This window comes from Bacteroides pyogenes DSM 20611 = JCM 6294, from assembly GCF_000428105.1.
Taxonomy (GTDB): Bacteria; Bacteroidota; Bacteroidia; order Bacteroidales; family Bacteroidaceae; genus Bacteroides; species Bacteroides pyogenes.
Genome location: NZ_KE386624.1, coordinates 135,328 through 151,255, shown reverse-complemented (window position 1 = coordinate 151,255; position 15,928 = coordinate 135,328). Strand labels below are relative to the sequence as shown.

Annotated in this window: 15 protein-coding genes; 14 read left to right on the top strand and 1 reads right to left on the bottom strand. The window is 48.4% G+C overall.

Annotation, left to right across the window (positions count from 1 at the left end):
• Positions 1-21: 21 nt before the first annotated feature.
• The 13 genes from C234_RS16610 (at position 22) to C234_RS0114540 (ending at position 13,910) form a co-directional block, all read left to right on the top strand.
• On the top strand, positions 22-435 hold the full coding sequence (locus tag C234_RS16610; protein WP_051290286.1) for a GIN domain-containing protein: 414 nt from the start codon (positions 22-24) through the stop codon (positions 433-435).
• A gap of 41 nt (positions 436-476) precedes the next feature.
• Positions 477-1,763: an ABC transporter permease gene (locus C234_RS0114605; protein WP_027326363.1), complete on the top strand. Its 1,287-nt coding sequence runs from the start codon at positions 477-479 to the stop codon at positions 1,761-1,763.
• A gap of 32 nt (positions 1,764-1,795) precedes the next feature.
• Complete coding sequence (locus tag C234_RS0114600; protein WP_027326362.1) at positions 1,796-3,049, top strand: ABC transporter permease; 1,254 nt, start codon at positions 1,796-1,798, stop codon at positions 3,047-3,049.
• Between the two features lie 34 nt (positions 3,050-3,083).
• Positions 3,084-4,562, top strand: coding sequence for a TolC family protein (locus tag C234_RS0114595; RefSeq protein WP_027326361.1), 1,479 nt, complete (start codon positions 3,084-3,086; stop codon positions 4,560-4,562).
• Positions 4,563-4,894: 332 nt separating this feature from the next.
• Complete coding sequence (locus C234_RS0114585; protein WP_027326359.1) at positions 4,895-6,244, top strand: sigma-54-dependent transcriptional regulator; 1,350 nt, start codon at positions 4,895-4,897, stop codon at positions 6,242-6,244.
• Between the two features lie 5 nt (positions 6,245-6,249).
• On the top strand, positions 6,250-7,542 hold the full coding sequence (locus C234_RS0114580; RefSeq protein WP_027326358.1) for a sensor histidine kinase: 1,293 nt from the start codon (positions 6,250-6,252) through the stop codon (positions 7,540-7,542).
• 154 nt (positions 7,543-7,696) lie between these two features.
• Positions 7,697-8,986 (top strand): inositol-3-phosphate synthase, encoded by a 1,290-nt coding sequence (locus C234_RS0114575; RefSeq protein WP_027326357.1) that lies wholly within the window; start codon positions 7,697-7,699, stop codon positions 8,984-8,986.
• Between the two features lie 145 nt (positions 8,987-9,131).
• Complete coding sequence (locus tag C234_RS0114565) at positions 9,132-9,608, top strand: phosphatidylglycerophosphatase A family protein (protein WP_034536711.1); 477 nt, start codon at positions 9,132-9,134, stop codon at positions 9,606-9,608.
• Positions 9,593-10,096: a GtrA family protein gene (locus tag C234_RS0114560; RefSeq protein WP_027326355.1), complete on the top strand. Its 504-nt coding sequence runs from the start codon at positions 9,593-9,595 to the stop codon at positions 10,094-10,096. The genes C234_RS0114565 and C234_RS0114560 overlap by 16 nt, the downstream gene beginning before the upstream one ends.
• A 14-nt stretch (positions 10,097-10,110) precedes the next feature.
• On the top strand, positions 10,111-10,782 hold the full coding sequence (locus C234_RS0114555) for a CDP-alcohol phosphatidyltransferase family protein (RefSeq protein WP_027326354.1): 672 nt from the start codon (positions 10,111-10,113) through the stop codon (positions 10,780-10,782).
• 13 nt (positions 10,783-10,795) lie between these two features.
• The gene (locus tag C234_RS0114550; protein ID WP_394801271.1) at positions 10,796-11,731 is read left to right on the top strand and encodes a phosphoinositol dihydroceramide synthase; all 936 of its coding nucleotides are present in this window, start codon (positions 10,796-10,798) and stop codon (positions 11,729-11,731) included.
• 1 nt (position 11,732) lies between these two features.
• On the top strand, positions 11,733-12,722 hold the full coding sequence (locus tag C234_RS0114545) for a lysylphosphatidylglycerol synthase transmembrane domain-containing protein (RefSeq protein WP_027326352.1): 990 nt from the start codon (positions 11,733-11,735) through the stop codon (positions 12,720-12,722).
• Between the two features lie 180 nt (positions 12,723-12,902).
• Positions 12,903-13,910: an IdeS/Mac family cysteine endopeptidase gene (locus C234_RS0114540; protein ID WP_027326351.1), complete on the top strand. Its 1,008-nt coding sequence runs from the start codon at positions 12,903-12,905 to the stop codon at positions 13,908-13,910.
• 159 nt (positions 13,911-14,069) lie between these two features.
• Here C234_RS0114540 and C234_RS0114535 read toward each other — a convergent pair whose 3' ends face one another.
• Positions 14,070-14,546: a Dps family protein gene (locus C234_RS0114535; protein ID WP_027326350.1), complete on the bottom strand. Its 477-nt coding sequence runs from the start codon at positions 14,544-14,546 to the stop codon at positions 14,070-14,072.
• A gap of 136 nt (positions 14,547-14,682) precedes the next feature.
• On the opposite strand from C234_RS0114535, the gene C234_RS0114530 reads away from it, so the two are divergent.
• Positions 14,683-15,609 carry a hydrogen peroxide-inducible genes activator gene (locus C234_RS0114530; RefSeq protein WP_027326349.1) on the top strand — a complete coding sequence of 309 codons (927 nt, stop codon included), beginning with the start codon at positions 14,683-14,685 and terminating at the stop codon, positions 15,607-15,609.
• Positions 15,610-15,928: the final 319 nt, after the last annotated feature.

The following is a 15,928-nucleotide window of genomic DNA, read 5'->3' as shown; positions in this document are numbered from 1 at the left end:
ACCTTTTAAAACTGTAAGCATATGACTAAGCATATTTTCATAGCCGCTGTTATCGTATCGTTCGGCATGTTTCTTTGTCCGCTTAACACACAACATATAAGTAAAAATGTTCCGGTAAGCGAGTTCTCATCCATTACGCTGGAATCTGTGGGCAATATCGTTTTTACCCAATCTTCCGGTTATGGCTGCCGCATCGAAGGCCCAAAGGAATACGTGGATAAAACCCGGATAACCGTAAAAAAACGAAAATTGACCATCAGCTATAAAAAGAAACATGTGAAGAATGGTAAGAAGCTGATGTTCTACATCACATCCTCCGAACTGACTAAAGTGGAATTGGAAGGCGTGGGCAACTTTTCCGCAGACGGAACGCTGAAACTGAAAAAGGTGGATTTCGAGTTGGATGGCGTGGGCAACTGCACGGTAAAAGCGTAGAAGATGTAACACATATATTTACAATATAAAGATTGACGATAATGCTGAAGATTTACTTTAAACAGGCCTTTTACTTGCTCCGGCAAAACAAGCTGATTTCTTCCATTTCTATCCTTGGTACTGCGATGGCTATTGCTATGATCATGGTAATCGTGATTACTCTCAGAGCTACGGTGGCACCTTTTGCTCCCGAAGTTTATCGGGAACGGACATTGCTGTTCCAGTATGCCGGATTGCAAGAGAAAAACAATGTGAATACACAAGGCAACGGCCCGATATCTTATAAAACGGCTAAAGCCTGCTTTAAGGAGATGACAGTTCCTCAAGAGGTATCTATTGCCAACAGGAGGGAGACCATGCTGGCGAGCCGTTCGGGCGGAGAAGCTGTGAGCAGTAATGTCATGCAATGCGATGATGCGTTCTGGCGGGTGTTTCGTTTCGATTTTCTTGCAGGCAAGCCTTTTGATAAAGCCGACTTCGATGCCGGCGCTACTAAAGCGGTGATTTCGGAAGACATTGCCCGCCAATTGTTCGGTACATCCGATGCGGTAGGCAAGACATTCCTCCTCAATCATTCTCCTTATCAGATAACCGGAGTGGTTCGCCCCGTCTCCGAATTGGCGCAGTTCGCTTATTCGCAGGTGTGGATTCCGATGAGTTCTACAAGCGCTTTTACAATGTCATGGGGACATGACGGGATTATGGGGATTGTCCGTGTTTTTATTCTGGCACGTTCAAAGGCGGATTTCCCTGCCATCCGTGAAGAGGCGGCACGTTTGAGAGACCGCTATATGGCTAACTATCCGGATTTCGAGTTGTTGTATCGCGGGCAACCCGATACGTATTTCGTAGCTGCCCAACGCTACTCCTCCAATAATCCTCCGGCGGTGAAAGAAGCTGTGAGGGAGTATCTGCTGACATTGCTTGTTTTGCTCATTGTGCCTGCAGTCAACCTTTCGGGATTGACGTATTCGCGAATGCGCAAGCGGCTCTCCGAAATAGGAATACGTAAGGCGTTCGGCGCTTCGAGAAAAGGACTGATGATGCAGGTGTTGTCGGAGAACATGCTTTATTCTCTCTTGGGCGGTGTTGTCGGACTGATATTGAGTTACGGGGCAACGATTCTGTTGGGAAGCATGCTTTTCTCTATCGATTTTCTGGGCACAGGCGTCAACGACTGGCGGGCGATGTGTGTCGTCCTGCTGTTCGATCCTGCTGTTTTTCTGCTGGCTTTCTTGTTTTGCTTCCTGCTCAATCTGCTGAGCGCAGGCATTCCCGCATGGAGAGTGACGCGGACGAATATAGTGAACGCCATTAATGAAGGATAATTTATTTACAGGAAATAATTAGTTGAACTGATATGCAATTGTTAAAACAAATGTGGAATGAGCGCCGTTCCAATGCTTGGTTATGGCTGGAACTGCTGATTGTTTTCGTGGTTTTGTGGTATGTAATAGATTGGATGTATATCACTGCGCGTACTTATTACGAACCGGTGGGCTTTGATATTACCGGCACCTATTATCTGGAACTCAGCCAAAAGAACGAAACCGGAGCCTCTTATATTCCTAAGGATCGCAAGAAAACGACATTGGGAGAAGATATTGTAGAGTTGATGAACCGTCTGCGGCAATTGCCGGAAGTGGAGGCGGTGTCCGCATCCCGTAACTCCCGTCCCTACATCGGAAGCAACTCCATGGGGTATATACGCATTGATACCGTGGAGCGCTTTGTGCTCCAACGTTTGGTCACTCCGGAGTTCTTTCAGGTATTCCGTTACCAAAGCACCGATGGGGGCGACTATCATGAGCTGATGAAGGCTTTGCAAGACGGGAATAAAGTGATCGGCGAGAATTTCTGGCCCGCTTCGTATCGCGGCGACCGTAGGCTGAAAGGAAACAATTTCATGTACACCGATGATTCTATCCACAGCTATAAAATAGGAGCGGTTTCTGCCAAGATACGTTACAATGACTTTTGGGCCAATGCCGGAGACAGATATTTGGCGTATCCTGTCACAGAAGCTGATTTGGCGCAATTGGATGCCGACCTTTATCCACGGGAATGGGAAGTCTGTTTACGCGTGAAGCCCGGTACTGCTTCCACATTTGCCAAAGATTTGATGAAGCGTTCCGAAAGAGACCTGAGCGTAGGCAACCTTTTTATTCTGGGAGTGCACGATTACGCTGATGTGCGCAAAAACTTCCAGCAAAGGAGTTACAATCGGGTGAGTATCCGTTTCTGGTTTGTAAGTTTCCTTTTAGCCAATATCTTTCTGGGTGTCGTCGGTACGTTTTGGATACGTACGCAACAACGGCGTTCCGAACTCGGACTTCGCATTGCGGTAGGCTCCAACCGTCGGCAGATATGGTCGAGATTGAACAGGGAAGGCATTGCTTTGCTGACGATGGCAGCCGTACCCGCCGCAGTCATTTGCTATATACTCGTGCATCTGGATTTTACGGAGAAGGCAATGGATGCGGAATTCCTCAGATTCTTTGCGGGAGTGGGCGCCACCTATTTGCTGATGCTTTTGATGATTGTGGCCGGTATCTTATATCCGGCGCGTCAGGCCGTTCGCATCCAACCCGCCGAGGCTTTGCATGAAGAGTAGATTAGAGTTGACAACAAAGAGATATAACGATATGATGAATTTGAAGAAGAACCTGCTCGCTTTGGCGATGGGCTGCCTGCCTTGGATGGCCCCGGCACAAGAGGAGCGGACGATAACATTGAGTGAGGCGATTGCCATGGCGCGCCTCCAATCGGTCGATGCGGCAGTGGCGTTGAATGAACTGAAAACAGCCTATTGGGAGTACCGTACTTTTCGCGCCGATTTACTCCCCGAAATGAGTCTGTCGGGTACTCTGCCCAATTATAATAAATCGTACAGCTCGTACCAAAATCCCGACGGATCGTATAGCTTTGTCCGCAACAATACGTTGGGGCTTTCCGGCAATCTGTCGGTCGATCAGAATATCTGGCTCACCGGCGGTAAACTGTCGCTCAGCTCGTCGCTCGATTACATCAAACAATTGGGTTCGGAGGGTTCCCGGCACTTTATGTCGGTTCCCGTTACGCTGAAGTTCATCCAGCCGGTCTTTGGAGTGAACAAGGTGAAGTGGAACCGCCGCATTGAACCGGTACGTTACGCCGAAGCGAAAGCCGCTTTCATTACGGCAACGGAGGAGGTGACGATGCGTGCCATAACTTATTATTTCAACCTTTTGCTGGCGGAAGAAACGTGGGTCACTGCCACTCAGAACGAGGCCAACGCAGAGCATTTATATAAGGTGGCGATTGCCAAACGAGAAATGGGGCAAATCTCCGAAAACGAGCTGTTGCAGTTGAAGCTTGCCGACCTGAAAGCCAAAGCTGCCGTGACTACGGCAAGCAGCGACCTGAATGCCAAAATGTTTCAGCTCCGCGCTTTTCTGGGGATAGGTGAGGAAGAAAAACTGCGTCCCGTGCTGCCCGATGCGGTGGACGATGTGCTGATGGAGTACAATTTGGTGCTGGATAAAGCGTTGGAGCGGAATGCGTTCGCCCGGAATATCAGGCGCCGGCAATTGGAGGCCGACTACGCCGTAGCTGCGGCGCGCGGCGACTTGCGCAGTATCGATTTGTTTGCCAGTATCGGTTATACGGGAGAACACCGCGACTTTCCGGCTGTTTACAAAAACTTGCAGGATAACCAAATCGTGCAGGTGGGAGTAAAGATTCCTATTCTCGATTGGGGGAAGCGTCGCGGAAAGGTGCGTGTGGCAAAGAGCAACCGCGAAGTGGTGCTTTCGAAAATACGTCAGGAACAGATCAAATTCAATCAAGATGTGTTTCTGCTGGTGGAGCATTTCAATAATCAGGCGCAACAGTTGCGCATTGCCGAAGAGGCGGATAAGATTGCCCGGCAACGCTATAAAACGAGCATCGAGACATTTCTGATAGGGAAAATCAATACGCTCGATCTGAACGATGCCCAGAACTCTAAGGATGAAGCACGCAAGAAACGTATTTCCGAACTTTATTATTATTGGTACTATTTCTATCAGATTCGAAGTCTCACGCTTTGGGACTTCCACACCGGAAAGGAATTGGAAGCCGACTTTGATGACATCGTTCGGAGGTAATCTCTCCCGGACGGGGGGACACCACCTCAAGAAACTTATGGATTTTTGAAACGGAGCAATCCGGCATAAAGTGCTCTTTCTATGGGCGGCACGATGAGCATATATATCCGCCGTGGTATGTATATATGGCTACCGCGGTGAGTATATATGGCTACCATGGTGGGTATATATGTACTGTAAAAAGGTTCGTTTTGAATCCTGTTTTGATAAAAAATCATCGAACGGAAATAAGGCTTTGTACAGAACCGCAAACGTGGATCGTGATTTTTGTTACTCTTGTCCGGGAAAGTGGAATTTTATTGTTATTTTTGTTGTTTGTTATGCCAAATACCATGATTCTAATTATCGATGACGACAGTGCCGTACGCTCCTCGCTCAGTTTCATGCTGAAACGGGCGGGCTATGAGCCGCAAACAGCCTCTAATCCGAAAGAGGCTATGGAGATTGTGCGCTCCGTGGCTCCGTCTCTCATCCTGATGGATATGAACTTCACTCTCTCTACCACAGGCGAAGAGGGGCTGACCCTGCTCCGGCAAGTCAGGATATTCCGTCCGGATGTGCCTGTGATACTGATGACTGCTTGGGGAAGCATACAGCTTGCCGTGCAGGGAATGCAGGCAGGAGCTTTCGACTTCATTACCAAACCTTGGAACAATGCCGCTCTGCTGCAACGCATAGAGACGGCTTTACAGCTTTCGGGCGTTTCGCGTGAGGATGTGCCCGAGACGTCTGTCGCATTCGACCGGGGGCAAATCATCGGACGCAGCAGGGAGTTGACGGAGGTATTGGACACCGTCGCCCGCATTGCCAAAACAAACGCATCGGTACTCATCACCGGTGAAAGCGGAACCGGCAAGGAACTGATAGCCGAAGCGGTGCACCGGAACAGCCTGCGTGCCAAAGGTCCGTTTGTGAAAGTAAATCTGGGAGGTATTTCGCAAAGTCTGTTCGAGAGCGAGATGTTCGGTCATAAAAAAGGAGCTTTCACCGATGCCGTGACCGACCGTGCGGGACGGTTCGAGATGGCTGATAAAGGAACGATCTTCCTCGATGAAATAGGCGATCTGGACTTCTCGTGCCAGGTGAAGCTGTTGAGGGTTCTGCAAGACCAGACATTCGAAGTGCTCGGCGATAGCCGTCCCCGTAAAACCGACGTTCGCGTAGTGTCCGCTACGAATGCCGACCTGCGCAAGATGGTGAGTGAAAGAACTTTCCGTGAAGACTTGTTCTACCGGATCAACCTGATTACCGTGAAACTTCCCGCCTTGCGCGAGCGTCGTGAGGATATTCCCTTGCTGGCAAGATATTTTGCCGACCGGCAAGCCGAACAGAACGCTCTGCCCCGTACGGAGTTCTCTGCAGACGCGCTGCAATTCCTGAGCCGTTTGCCTTATCCGGGCAATATCCGCGAGCTGAAAAATCTCGTGGAACGTACCATATTGGTAACCGGAAAACCGTTGCTAGACGCCGCCGATTTCGATTCACAGTACATTCGTCCCGAACATTCCGGCACAGGTGGAGAGGCGCTTCCCGAAGGACTCACGCTGGATGAGATAGAGCGGCAAACCATACTCCGGGCATTGGAATGCCATAAAGGCAACCTGAGCAAGGTAGCGGCAGCTTTGGGTATAAGCCGCGCCGCGCTTTACCGCCGTCTTGAGAAGTATCACATAGACAGTTGACCTTTATGCGCATCAGGGGATTTTTTTTCATACTCGTCTTTCTGCTTCTGCTACTCTGCGGATTATTCCTTTACTTGACGGATGCAATGCCCCGTGCCTATTTCTATGCAGGCGAGGGACTGATCGTTTTTACTCTGCTGTATCTGATACTCTTTTACCGCAAACTGGTAAAACCGTTGAAGACTATCGGGACGGGAATGGACCTTCTGCGCGAACAGGATTTCAGCAGCCGATTGAGCCCTGTGGGGCAACATGAGGCCGATCACATCGTCAATATCTTCAACCGCATGATGGAGCAACTCAAGAACGAGCGTCTCCGCCTGCGCGAGCAGAATCATTTTCTCGATTTGCTGATCAAGGCTTCGCCTATGGGGGTTGTCATCACGTCTCTCGATTACGAGGTTTCGGAACTGAACCCGATGGCTCTGAAGATGCTGGGCGTGCGGGCGGAAGAAGCGGCGGGCAAGAAACTGAATGAAATCGACTCGCCGTTGGCAGCCGAATTGTTCCGTTTGCCGAAAGGCAATACCGTTACCATTCGTCTCGACAACTCCAATATTTATAAGTGCACCCATTCCTCTTTCATTGACCGGGGTTTTCATCATCCTTTCTATCTCATAGAAAGCCTGACCGACGAGGTGATGAAAGCTGAAAAGAAAGCCTACGGAAAGGTGATCCGTATGATAGCGCATGAGGTGAATAACACTACGGCCGGCATTACTTCCACTTTGGATACGATAGATCAGGAACTTTCTTCGCACGAGGGGATGGAGGACATCTGCGACGTGATGCGGGTGTGTACCGAGCGCTGTTTTTCCATGAGCCGTTTCATTACCCGGTTTGCCGACGTGGTGAAGATTCCCGAGCCTACGCTCTCGCTTGTCAACCCGAACGAACTGGCTTTTGCCTGCAAACGGTTTATGGAAGGCATGTGCGCCGAACGTAACATTGCCATCTGTCTGGATATCGACGAAGGAGTGGCTGACGTGAAAATGGATGCGGCCCTTTTCGAGCAGGTGCTGGTGAACATCATCAAGAACGCCGCCGAAAGCATCGGCAACGGAGGTGAAATCGTGATTCGTACGCTTTCGCCGGCTACGATCGAAGTCGTGGATAACGGCAAGGGAATCGGCAAAGAAGCCGAATCGAAACTTTTCACCCCGTTCTTCTCTACCAAACCCAATGGGCAAGGCATCGGGCTTATCTTTATCCGCGAGGTTCTGGCGAAGCACGGATGCAGTTTCTCTTTACGCACTTATGACGACGGACTGACCAGGTTCCGTATTGCTTTTCCGTAGGCAAGCACTGGATATTGCCATTGGCGAGGGCTGATAATGCCGTGTTGGAATGTTAAATCCTCCTAATTGAAAACTTTATATGGAAATAGACCATCCTTTTTCTGAATAAAGATTAATTTTGCAACTAAATTAGTTTAATCTTAATAGAATAAGTATGAAACAGGGAGTTCAACCTGCTACCGGACGTTTGGGTGTCTTGGTAGCGGGAGTAGGTGGTGCCGTTGCTACCACTATGATTGCGGGAACATTGGCTTCCCGCAAAGGATTGGCTAAGCCGATTGGGTCTATCACGCAATTGGCTACCATGCGTATGCAGAACAATGAAGAAAAACTGATTAAGGATATTGTGCCTTTGACTTGTTTGGACGACGTAGTGTTCGGCGGTTGGGACATTTTTCCCGACAATGCGTATGAAGCCGCCATGTATGCGGAAGTGTTGAAAGAAAAAGATTTGGCAGGCATAAAGGAGGAAATGGAAACCATTAAACCGATGCCGGCGGCTTTCGACCATAACTGGGCCAAACGATTGAACGGTACGCATGTTAAGCAGGCGGCTACCCGTTGGGATATGGTGGAACAACTCCGCCGGGATATCCGCGAATTTAAGGCAGCCAACCATTGCGAGCGCATCGTTGTGCTTTGGGCGGCAAGTACCGAGATTTATATTCCTCTTTCCGACGAACACATGTCGCTGGCCGCTATGGAAAAAGCGATGAAGGAAAACAATACGCAGGTTATATCTCCGAGCATGTGTTACGCATATGCCGCGATTGCCGAAGGCGCTCCGTTCGTGATGGGAGCTCCGAACCTGTGTGTAGACACGCCGGCTATGTGGGAGTTTTCCAAGAAGATGAACGTGCCCATCTCCGGAAAAGATTTCAAGAGCGGACAGACTTTGATGAAAACGGTATTGGCGCCGATGTTCAAAACGCGTATGCTGGGAGTAAGCGGATGGTTCTCTACCAATATTCTGGGCAACAGAGACGGTGAAGTGCTGGATGATCCGGACAACTTCAAAACGAAGGAAGTCAGCAAACTATCTGTTATCGACACCATTTTCGAACCGGAAAAATTCCCCGATTTGTATGGCGATGTCTATCACAAGGTACGCATCAACTACTATCCTCCCCGTAAAGACAATAAAGAGGCGTGGGATAACATCGACATCTTCGGATGGATGGGATATCCGATGGAAATCAAGGTGAACTTCCTTTGCCGCGATTCCATTTTGGCTGCACCTATCGCTCTCGATCTGGTGCTGTTCAGCGATTTGGCCATGCGTGCGGGAATGTGCGGCATCCAGACTTGGCTGTCGTTCTTCTGCAAGAGTCCGATGCACGACTTCGAACATCAACCCGAACACGACTTGTTTGTTCAGTGGAGAATGGTGAAGCAGACTTTGCGTCAAATGATTGGTGAAAAAGAACCGGATTATCTGGCATAAGGCAGCTCCTTTTTTCGTTCTTTGCCTCGAGATGACTCATGGTCGAAACCATTGTCTCAAAGCAAAGAACGAAAAAATATAAAATCATTGGCTATGACTTCTTTGTAGATTATCAATACAATTCATTTCTCCAAGCTTGTTTTCAATGAAACCGCCCTTTCTACCAGTTCTTATAGGTACAGGCTTCGGTGCCGGCTTTTCTCCTGTTGCGCCCGGTACGGCCGGGGCGTTGCTGGCTTCCGTCGTTTGGATAATACTCTATCATTCGCTTGCGTACTCCTTCCTTTGCTGGCTTACCCTTTTTCTTGCCGCAGCATTTACTTTTGCCGGCATTTGGGCGGCAGACAAATTGGAGCCTTATTGGGGCGAAGACCCTTCGCGCGTGGTGGTAGATGAAATGGTCGGCGTATGGATCCCTTTGTTGGCAGTGCCCGATGGCGTCCATTGGTATTGGTATGTGCTCGGGGCGTTTTGCCTGTTTCGTGTCTTTGATATATTCAAGCCTTTGGGCATACGGAAGATGGAGAGCTTTGGCGGAGGAGTGGGAGTGATGATGGATGATATTTTGGCAGGATTATACAGTTTTATCTTGTTGGCAGGGGTAAGATGGGTGATTGGTTGAGGCGGATCGGGCGGACGATTTCGAGTAAGGGCGGGATATTTATGTTTTTACGGGCGCAACTCTCTGCGCAGATGTCTACGGTCGTCGATTTTCTGGTAACGATTCTTCTGGTCAGGCTGTTTGATGTATATTATGTGTATGCCACTCTGGCAGGGGCTATCTATGGAGGAGTACTTAACTGTGTTATCAATTATAAATGGACATTCAAGTCGAAAGGGAAAAAGACGAACGTGGCTGTGAAGTTTATCCTTGTATGGGTTTGCAGCATTCTGCTGAATACATGGGGAACCTATATGCTGACCGAGTCGTTGGAAAAGATTCCGTGGGTGCGCGACAAACTCAGTTTATATTTCAGCGACTTCTTTATTGTCCCTAAACTTGCGGTGGCGGTTTTTGTCGCGCTTATTTGGAATTACAACATGCAGCGGGTTTTCGTATATAGAAGCATCCATACGAAAAGGCTGTTTAAAAGGCGGAATGGAAAATAAACAGAAAATAAAATATGAACTACAGAGACTATTTACAGCAGTTGATTTATAAAATAATCGACCCGGTGATAAAGGGGATGATTAAAATCGGGATTACTCCCAACTTCATTACCACAGCAGGCTTCCTTTTGAATGCCGTGGCAGCCGGTATACTTGTATACGCAAGCATTTATGCCGAACACGGAGATTTCGCATATCTCGGTTGGGCGGGAGGCATTATTCTTTTCGCCGGTCTGTTCGATATGATGGATGGACGCGTGGCCCGGGTAGGAAACATGAGTTCTACGTTCGGCGCTCTGTATGATTCCGTGCTCGACCGTTACAGCGAACTGGTGACTTTCTTCGGCTTGTGTTATTACCTGCTGATGGAGGGGTACTTCTTTTATTCGGTTATCGCGTTTATCGCCCTCATCGGTTCGCTGATGGTGAGCTATGTGCGCGCCCGTGCCGAAGGATTGGGAATCGAATGCAAGGTAGGAGTCATGCAACGCCCCGAACGGGTGGTTCTGACTGCTTTGGGGGCTTTGTGTACAGGCATATTCGCTCATGTCACGGCTTTCGATCCTATTCTTATCTTGGTCGTACCTTTGACTCTGATTGCAGTTCTTGCCAATATGACCGCATTTGTGCGTATCAATCACTGTCGTAAAGTGTTGTTAATAACCGCGCGAAAGAAAGATAACTGAGATGCGGGTTATGATGCTGAACATAAATAAGAGGCCGTCGCGGAAAGAAACGGGAATCGTATTGGTGGGTACAGCTCTTTTCATCCTTCTTACGGCGCTGTTTATCGGGCTTCGTCCGGAGCACGTTTTTATGGCGGGGCTTTACTTGCTGTTGTTTTTCTCGGGTTTGCCTACCCGCAAACTGGCTGTCGCTTTGCTTCCTTTTGCTGTTTTCGGCATTTCGTACGATTGGATGCGGATATGGCCCAATTACGAGGTTAACCCGGTGGATGTGGCCGGATTGTATCATTTGGAGAAGAGCTTGTTCGGCATAACGTATCAGGGCGATCTGCTCATTCCCTGCGAATATTTCGCCATACGCCATTGGACGTTCGCAGACGCTCTGGCAGGAATCTTTTATCTTTGCTGGGTACCTGTTCCCATAGCGTTCGGCATCTGGCTGTATCTCACGAAAGCCCGGAGAACATATCTGAGGTTTTCGATGGTGTTCCTGTTTGTCAACCTTATCGGTTTTGTGGGCTATTATCTGTATCCGGCGGCTCCTCCGTGGTATGCCATCGAATACGGATTCGAACCTGTGCTGAATACTCCGGGTAATGTGGCGGGACTCGGTAGATTCGATTCGCTGGTGGGGATGAATATATTCGGCTCTATTTACGGACGTAACGCAAATGTGTTTGCGGCCGTGCCTTCCCTGCATGCGGCATATATGGTGGTCGCGCTGGTCTATGCCGTTATTCATCGGTGCAGATGGTATGTCATCGCCCTTTTCGCTGTTGTTATGGCGGGTATTTGGGCTACAGCCGTCTATTCCTGCCACCATTATATTATTGATGTCGTGCTTGGAGTGGCCTGCGCACTTTTCGGGATTCTGATTTTTGAAAAAGGGCTGATGAAAAGCAAGAAATTCAAGCGTTTTTTCGATACATACTACAACTACATTCGATGAGATGAAAAATAAATACCGCAATCTGTTTCTGCTCTTTGGGGTGGTGGCTGTTTTGATTATGATCCTCACTTTCGATATGGATTATCGGGAACTCTGGGCTAATCTGAGGCGTGCAGGCGTCTATCTGCCTTTGATTTTCCTTCTGTGGCTGTTCGTCTACCTCATCAATACCTTGTCGTGGCATGTCATTATAGGCAGTGGCGGTAAACCGAAAGTGCCGTTTCTGCGTCTTTTCAAGTATACCGTTACGGGATTCGCTCTGAATTATGTGACTCCCGTCGGGCTGATGGGAGGCGAACCCTACCGGATGATGGAGCTGAAGCCCTATGTCGGGATGGAAAGAGCTACATCGTCTGTGATACTTTACGTAATGACACATATCTTCTCGCATTTCTGCTTTTGGATCAGTTCGGTTTTGCTTTATGTCTGCTTATATCCTGTAGGCCCGGCAATGGGGATCGTGCTTGGAGGCATCACCGTATTTTGTTTGCTGCTCGGTCTGCTCTTGCTCAAAGGCTATCGGCACGGAATGGCGGTCGCCCTCACCCGGTTGGGTGGCCGGATACCTTTCTTGAAAAAGAAAGCGGTTCGCTTTGCCGAGTCGCATCGGGTACAATTGGAAAACATCGACCGCCAGATCGCTCTTTTGCATAAGCAAAACAAACGGAGTTTTTACGGAGCTCTTTTGTTGGAGTATGTGGCGCGTGTGCTGAGTTGCCTGGAGGTTTGGTTGATTTTAAATGTGCTGACTACGAATGTAAGCTTTCTCAATTGCATTCTGATTGCCGCATTCTCTTCGTTGTTGGCGAACCTGTTGTTCTTTTTGCCCATGCAATTGGGCGGACGTGAGGGCGGTTTTGCGCTTGCCGTGAGCGGACTTTCTCTTTCGGGCGCTTACGGAGTGTATGCCGCTTTGATTACCCGGGTGCGGGAATTGTTTTGGATTGTCGTCGGGCTTGCTTTGATGAAGGTAGGGAATAAAGAGGAATAAACCGGGAATCCGGCAAAGAAACATGGATTGCCGGGTTTATGGTGTACTAAGAAGTTTATTATAATCCCTCATCCTTAAATCCGATGAAAAATAATCAAAAGCATTCTTTAAAAAAATGCTGAAAAATACTTATCTTTGCGCCGATTTTTGCGATGATAAATCTCTCTAAATATAAGACGAATGATACTAAACTTCATAAAGCAACCTGCCAAACCGCATTATTGCACCATCTTATTTCTTGCCTTGTTCACTTTGTCTCTATTGTTTACCGGCTGTGAGGGCGAAGAGTACGTTGAGGCTGAAATCGAACAGGAGAAGCCTGAGGAAACCGAGAGGGGGAAAACGGAAGAAAAGGATGGGAAGAAGGATGAAGAGAATAAGCCCGGCAATACCGATGCTGCGGATCGTCGTGTTTTTGCTCAAGGGGTGACGGTGGAACATGGCTGGCATGATGTGGATAAGCTGAAAAAACCGCAGGACATCATGGCCTGTTGGCTTATCACAGCCTCCAATATGCTTCAGTGGTGGCAAGACAGATATACTGAAGGTGGCAATGAATTGCCCGAAGGTACCCCAAACGGCATAGGCAAAGGTCCATACAAGTCGGCTATATTCGATGACGCCATCACCAAATTTATGGCTCCCGAACGCGGAGGGAATATTACTACCGGTCTGATTTGGTACATCGAAGGTGAGAATGCCGCCTTAGCCAACCATTCATATCCCATGCCCGGTACGGGAGGCTACCTTAAAAACATGCAAGGAGAGCCGGTAGAATACAGTAAGAAATACATTCTCTCTTATGATGATTGGGAGAATATGGCTACAGAGGAAGAGGCATTGCAGATTTTCTCCGAAAACTTGCTCAACCGGCTCAAGATGGGGGCGGCTATGGGGCTCGAAATTAAAACGCATGTAGGCTTGGGAGGAGCGTTGCATGCAATCACTCTTTGGGGTGCGGAAGTAAATAGCAAGAATGAGGTGACGAGTGTATATATCACCGATTCGGACGACTACGAACATCAGCTTGTCCGCTGCCCCATAGAGACTTATGATTTTAAAAGTGAGCTTTATAATGCCAAACAGATCGCGATGAAAATACCCGCCGGAGAAGCTTATGAAGAGGGAGGTACTTGGGCTATATTACGTGTTTTCCACATAGCGCCGCCCAAGTCTGTCCGATTTTAAAGGGCCGTATCAAACTCTGTTTTGAGTAATGATACGACCCTTCTTTAGTCTGTTAGGATGTTCAAATTTCAAATTAAAAGTTCATCTTCTTAAAAATTGAGTTTTCACACACCCTCTTTTGCTTTTGCCCGAATGTCGTTTCTTTTTTTGTTTCTGCTTTTACTTCTTGCTGTATGCCGTCAGCATCCAAACCAGTTTTTCCTGTTCTTTCAGGTAGTCGCTCATCAGCGCAACGGTTACTTCATCGCCCGCTTGAGAAGCTACTGAAAGCACTTTGCGCTCTTCGCCGATAAGTAGGCTGATGGACTGAAGTACGTGTTGCAAGGCTTCCGCTCCGTCGGTGACTTTATCCACTTCGTTGATGTTTGCCAGTTTCAGGTAATCGCTGAATTTGCTGGCGGGGGTACCGCCCAGTGTCAGAATGCGTTCGGCAATTTCGTCCACCTTTTCGGCTACGTCGTCGTACATCTTTTCAAACTGGCTGTGGAGAACGAAGAACTCGGGCCCTTGGATGTTCCAGTGGAAACCGCGGAGGTTGGTGTAATAAATCTGGAAGTCGGCCAATAACTGCTGCAAAGAGCTTACTACTTTGTTTGCTTCCGACTCGGTCAATTGGATAAATGCTAATGTTTTCATATTCTTTTGTTTTTAAATGATTTATACTGATTCTTTTTTTATCTTGTTGCAAAGATAGCGGAAATAGTAGTTGGTGTCAAACTGAAAATTTCTATCTTTGCATAGAATATTTCTATGTATAAATAACCTTTTATAGATGACGATACAGCAATTGGAGTATATTTTGGCGGTGGACCGCTTCCGCCATTTTGCGCGTGCCGCCGAGCATTGCCGGGTGACGCAACCCACTTTGAGCGCGATGATTCAGAAGCTTGAAGAAGAATTGGGAGTGAAGTTGTTCGATAGAACGGTTCAGCCTGTTTGCCCCACCGCCGTGGGAGAGAAAGTAATCAGGCAGGCGCGTGTCGTACTGTCTCAGGCGGCGCAGGTAAAGGAGATAATCAGTGAGGAGAAGCAAGCCGTGTCCGGTACTTTCCGTTTGGGAGTGCTGCCTACGATTGCTCCTTATCTGCTTCCTCGCTTTTTCCCTCAGTTGATAGAGAAATATCCGGAGCTGGATATCCGGGTGACGGAAATGAAAACGCACGACATTCTACAGGCGCTTCATGCGGGCGAATTGGATGCGGCGATTGTTGCCAGCAGGTCGGACGACCGCATGCTGAGGGAGGAAACTTTGTTTTACGAGCAGTTCTATGCTTACGTTTCGCGCGGGGAGGCGTTGTTTAAGAAAGAACTCATCCGCACGGCGGACGTGACGGGCGAGCGCCTGTGGCTGCTCGATGAAGGACATTGCTTCCGCGACCAGCTGGTGAAGTTTTGCCGCATGGAGGCAGTGAAGGTCAGCCAGATGGCCTACCGTCTGGGAAGTATGGAAACGTTTATGCGGATGGTGGAGAGCGGCAAGGGAATCACGTTCATCCCCGAATTGGCTTTCCTGCAACTCACCGATGAACAGCGCGAGCTGGTGCGCCCGTTCGCCATTCCCCGTCCTACGCGCGAAATCGTGCTTGTTACCGACAAAGACTTTATTCGTATCAGCTTGCTTGCGGTATTGAAAGAGGAGATACTCGCCGCCGTTCCCAAAGAGATGCTTTCGTTGCAAAGTGCCCAGTATTTGTTGTAATTGAACACGGCAATGAAAAAGCGTTTCGTTTCGGTGAAACAAACTGTTCTTGCCGGTGAAACAAACTGTTCTTGCCGGTGAAACAAACTGTTCTTGCTGATGAAACAAGCTGTTCTTGCTGATGAAACAAAGTGTTCTTGCTGATGAAACAAAGTGTTTCTGCGGGTGAAACCGATTTCTTGTTTCAATGCAATAAAAACTTTATTAAGATGAGCAGAACCTCCATTCGGGAAAAACAGAGCTTCCGTTGGGGAAAAACGGAAACTCTCTTCGTTTGAAACAGAGGCTCTGCTTTTGCATTACACCCATTAAAGCCGTT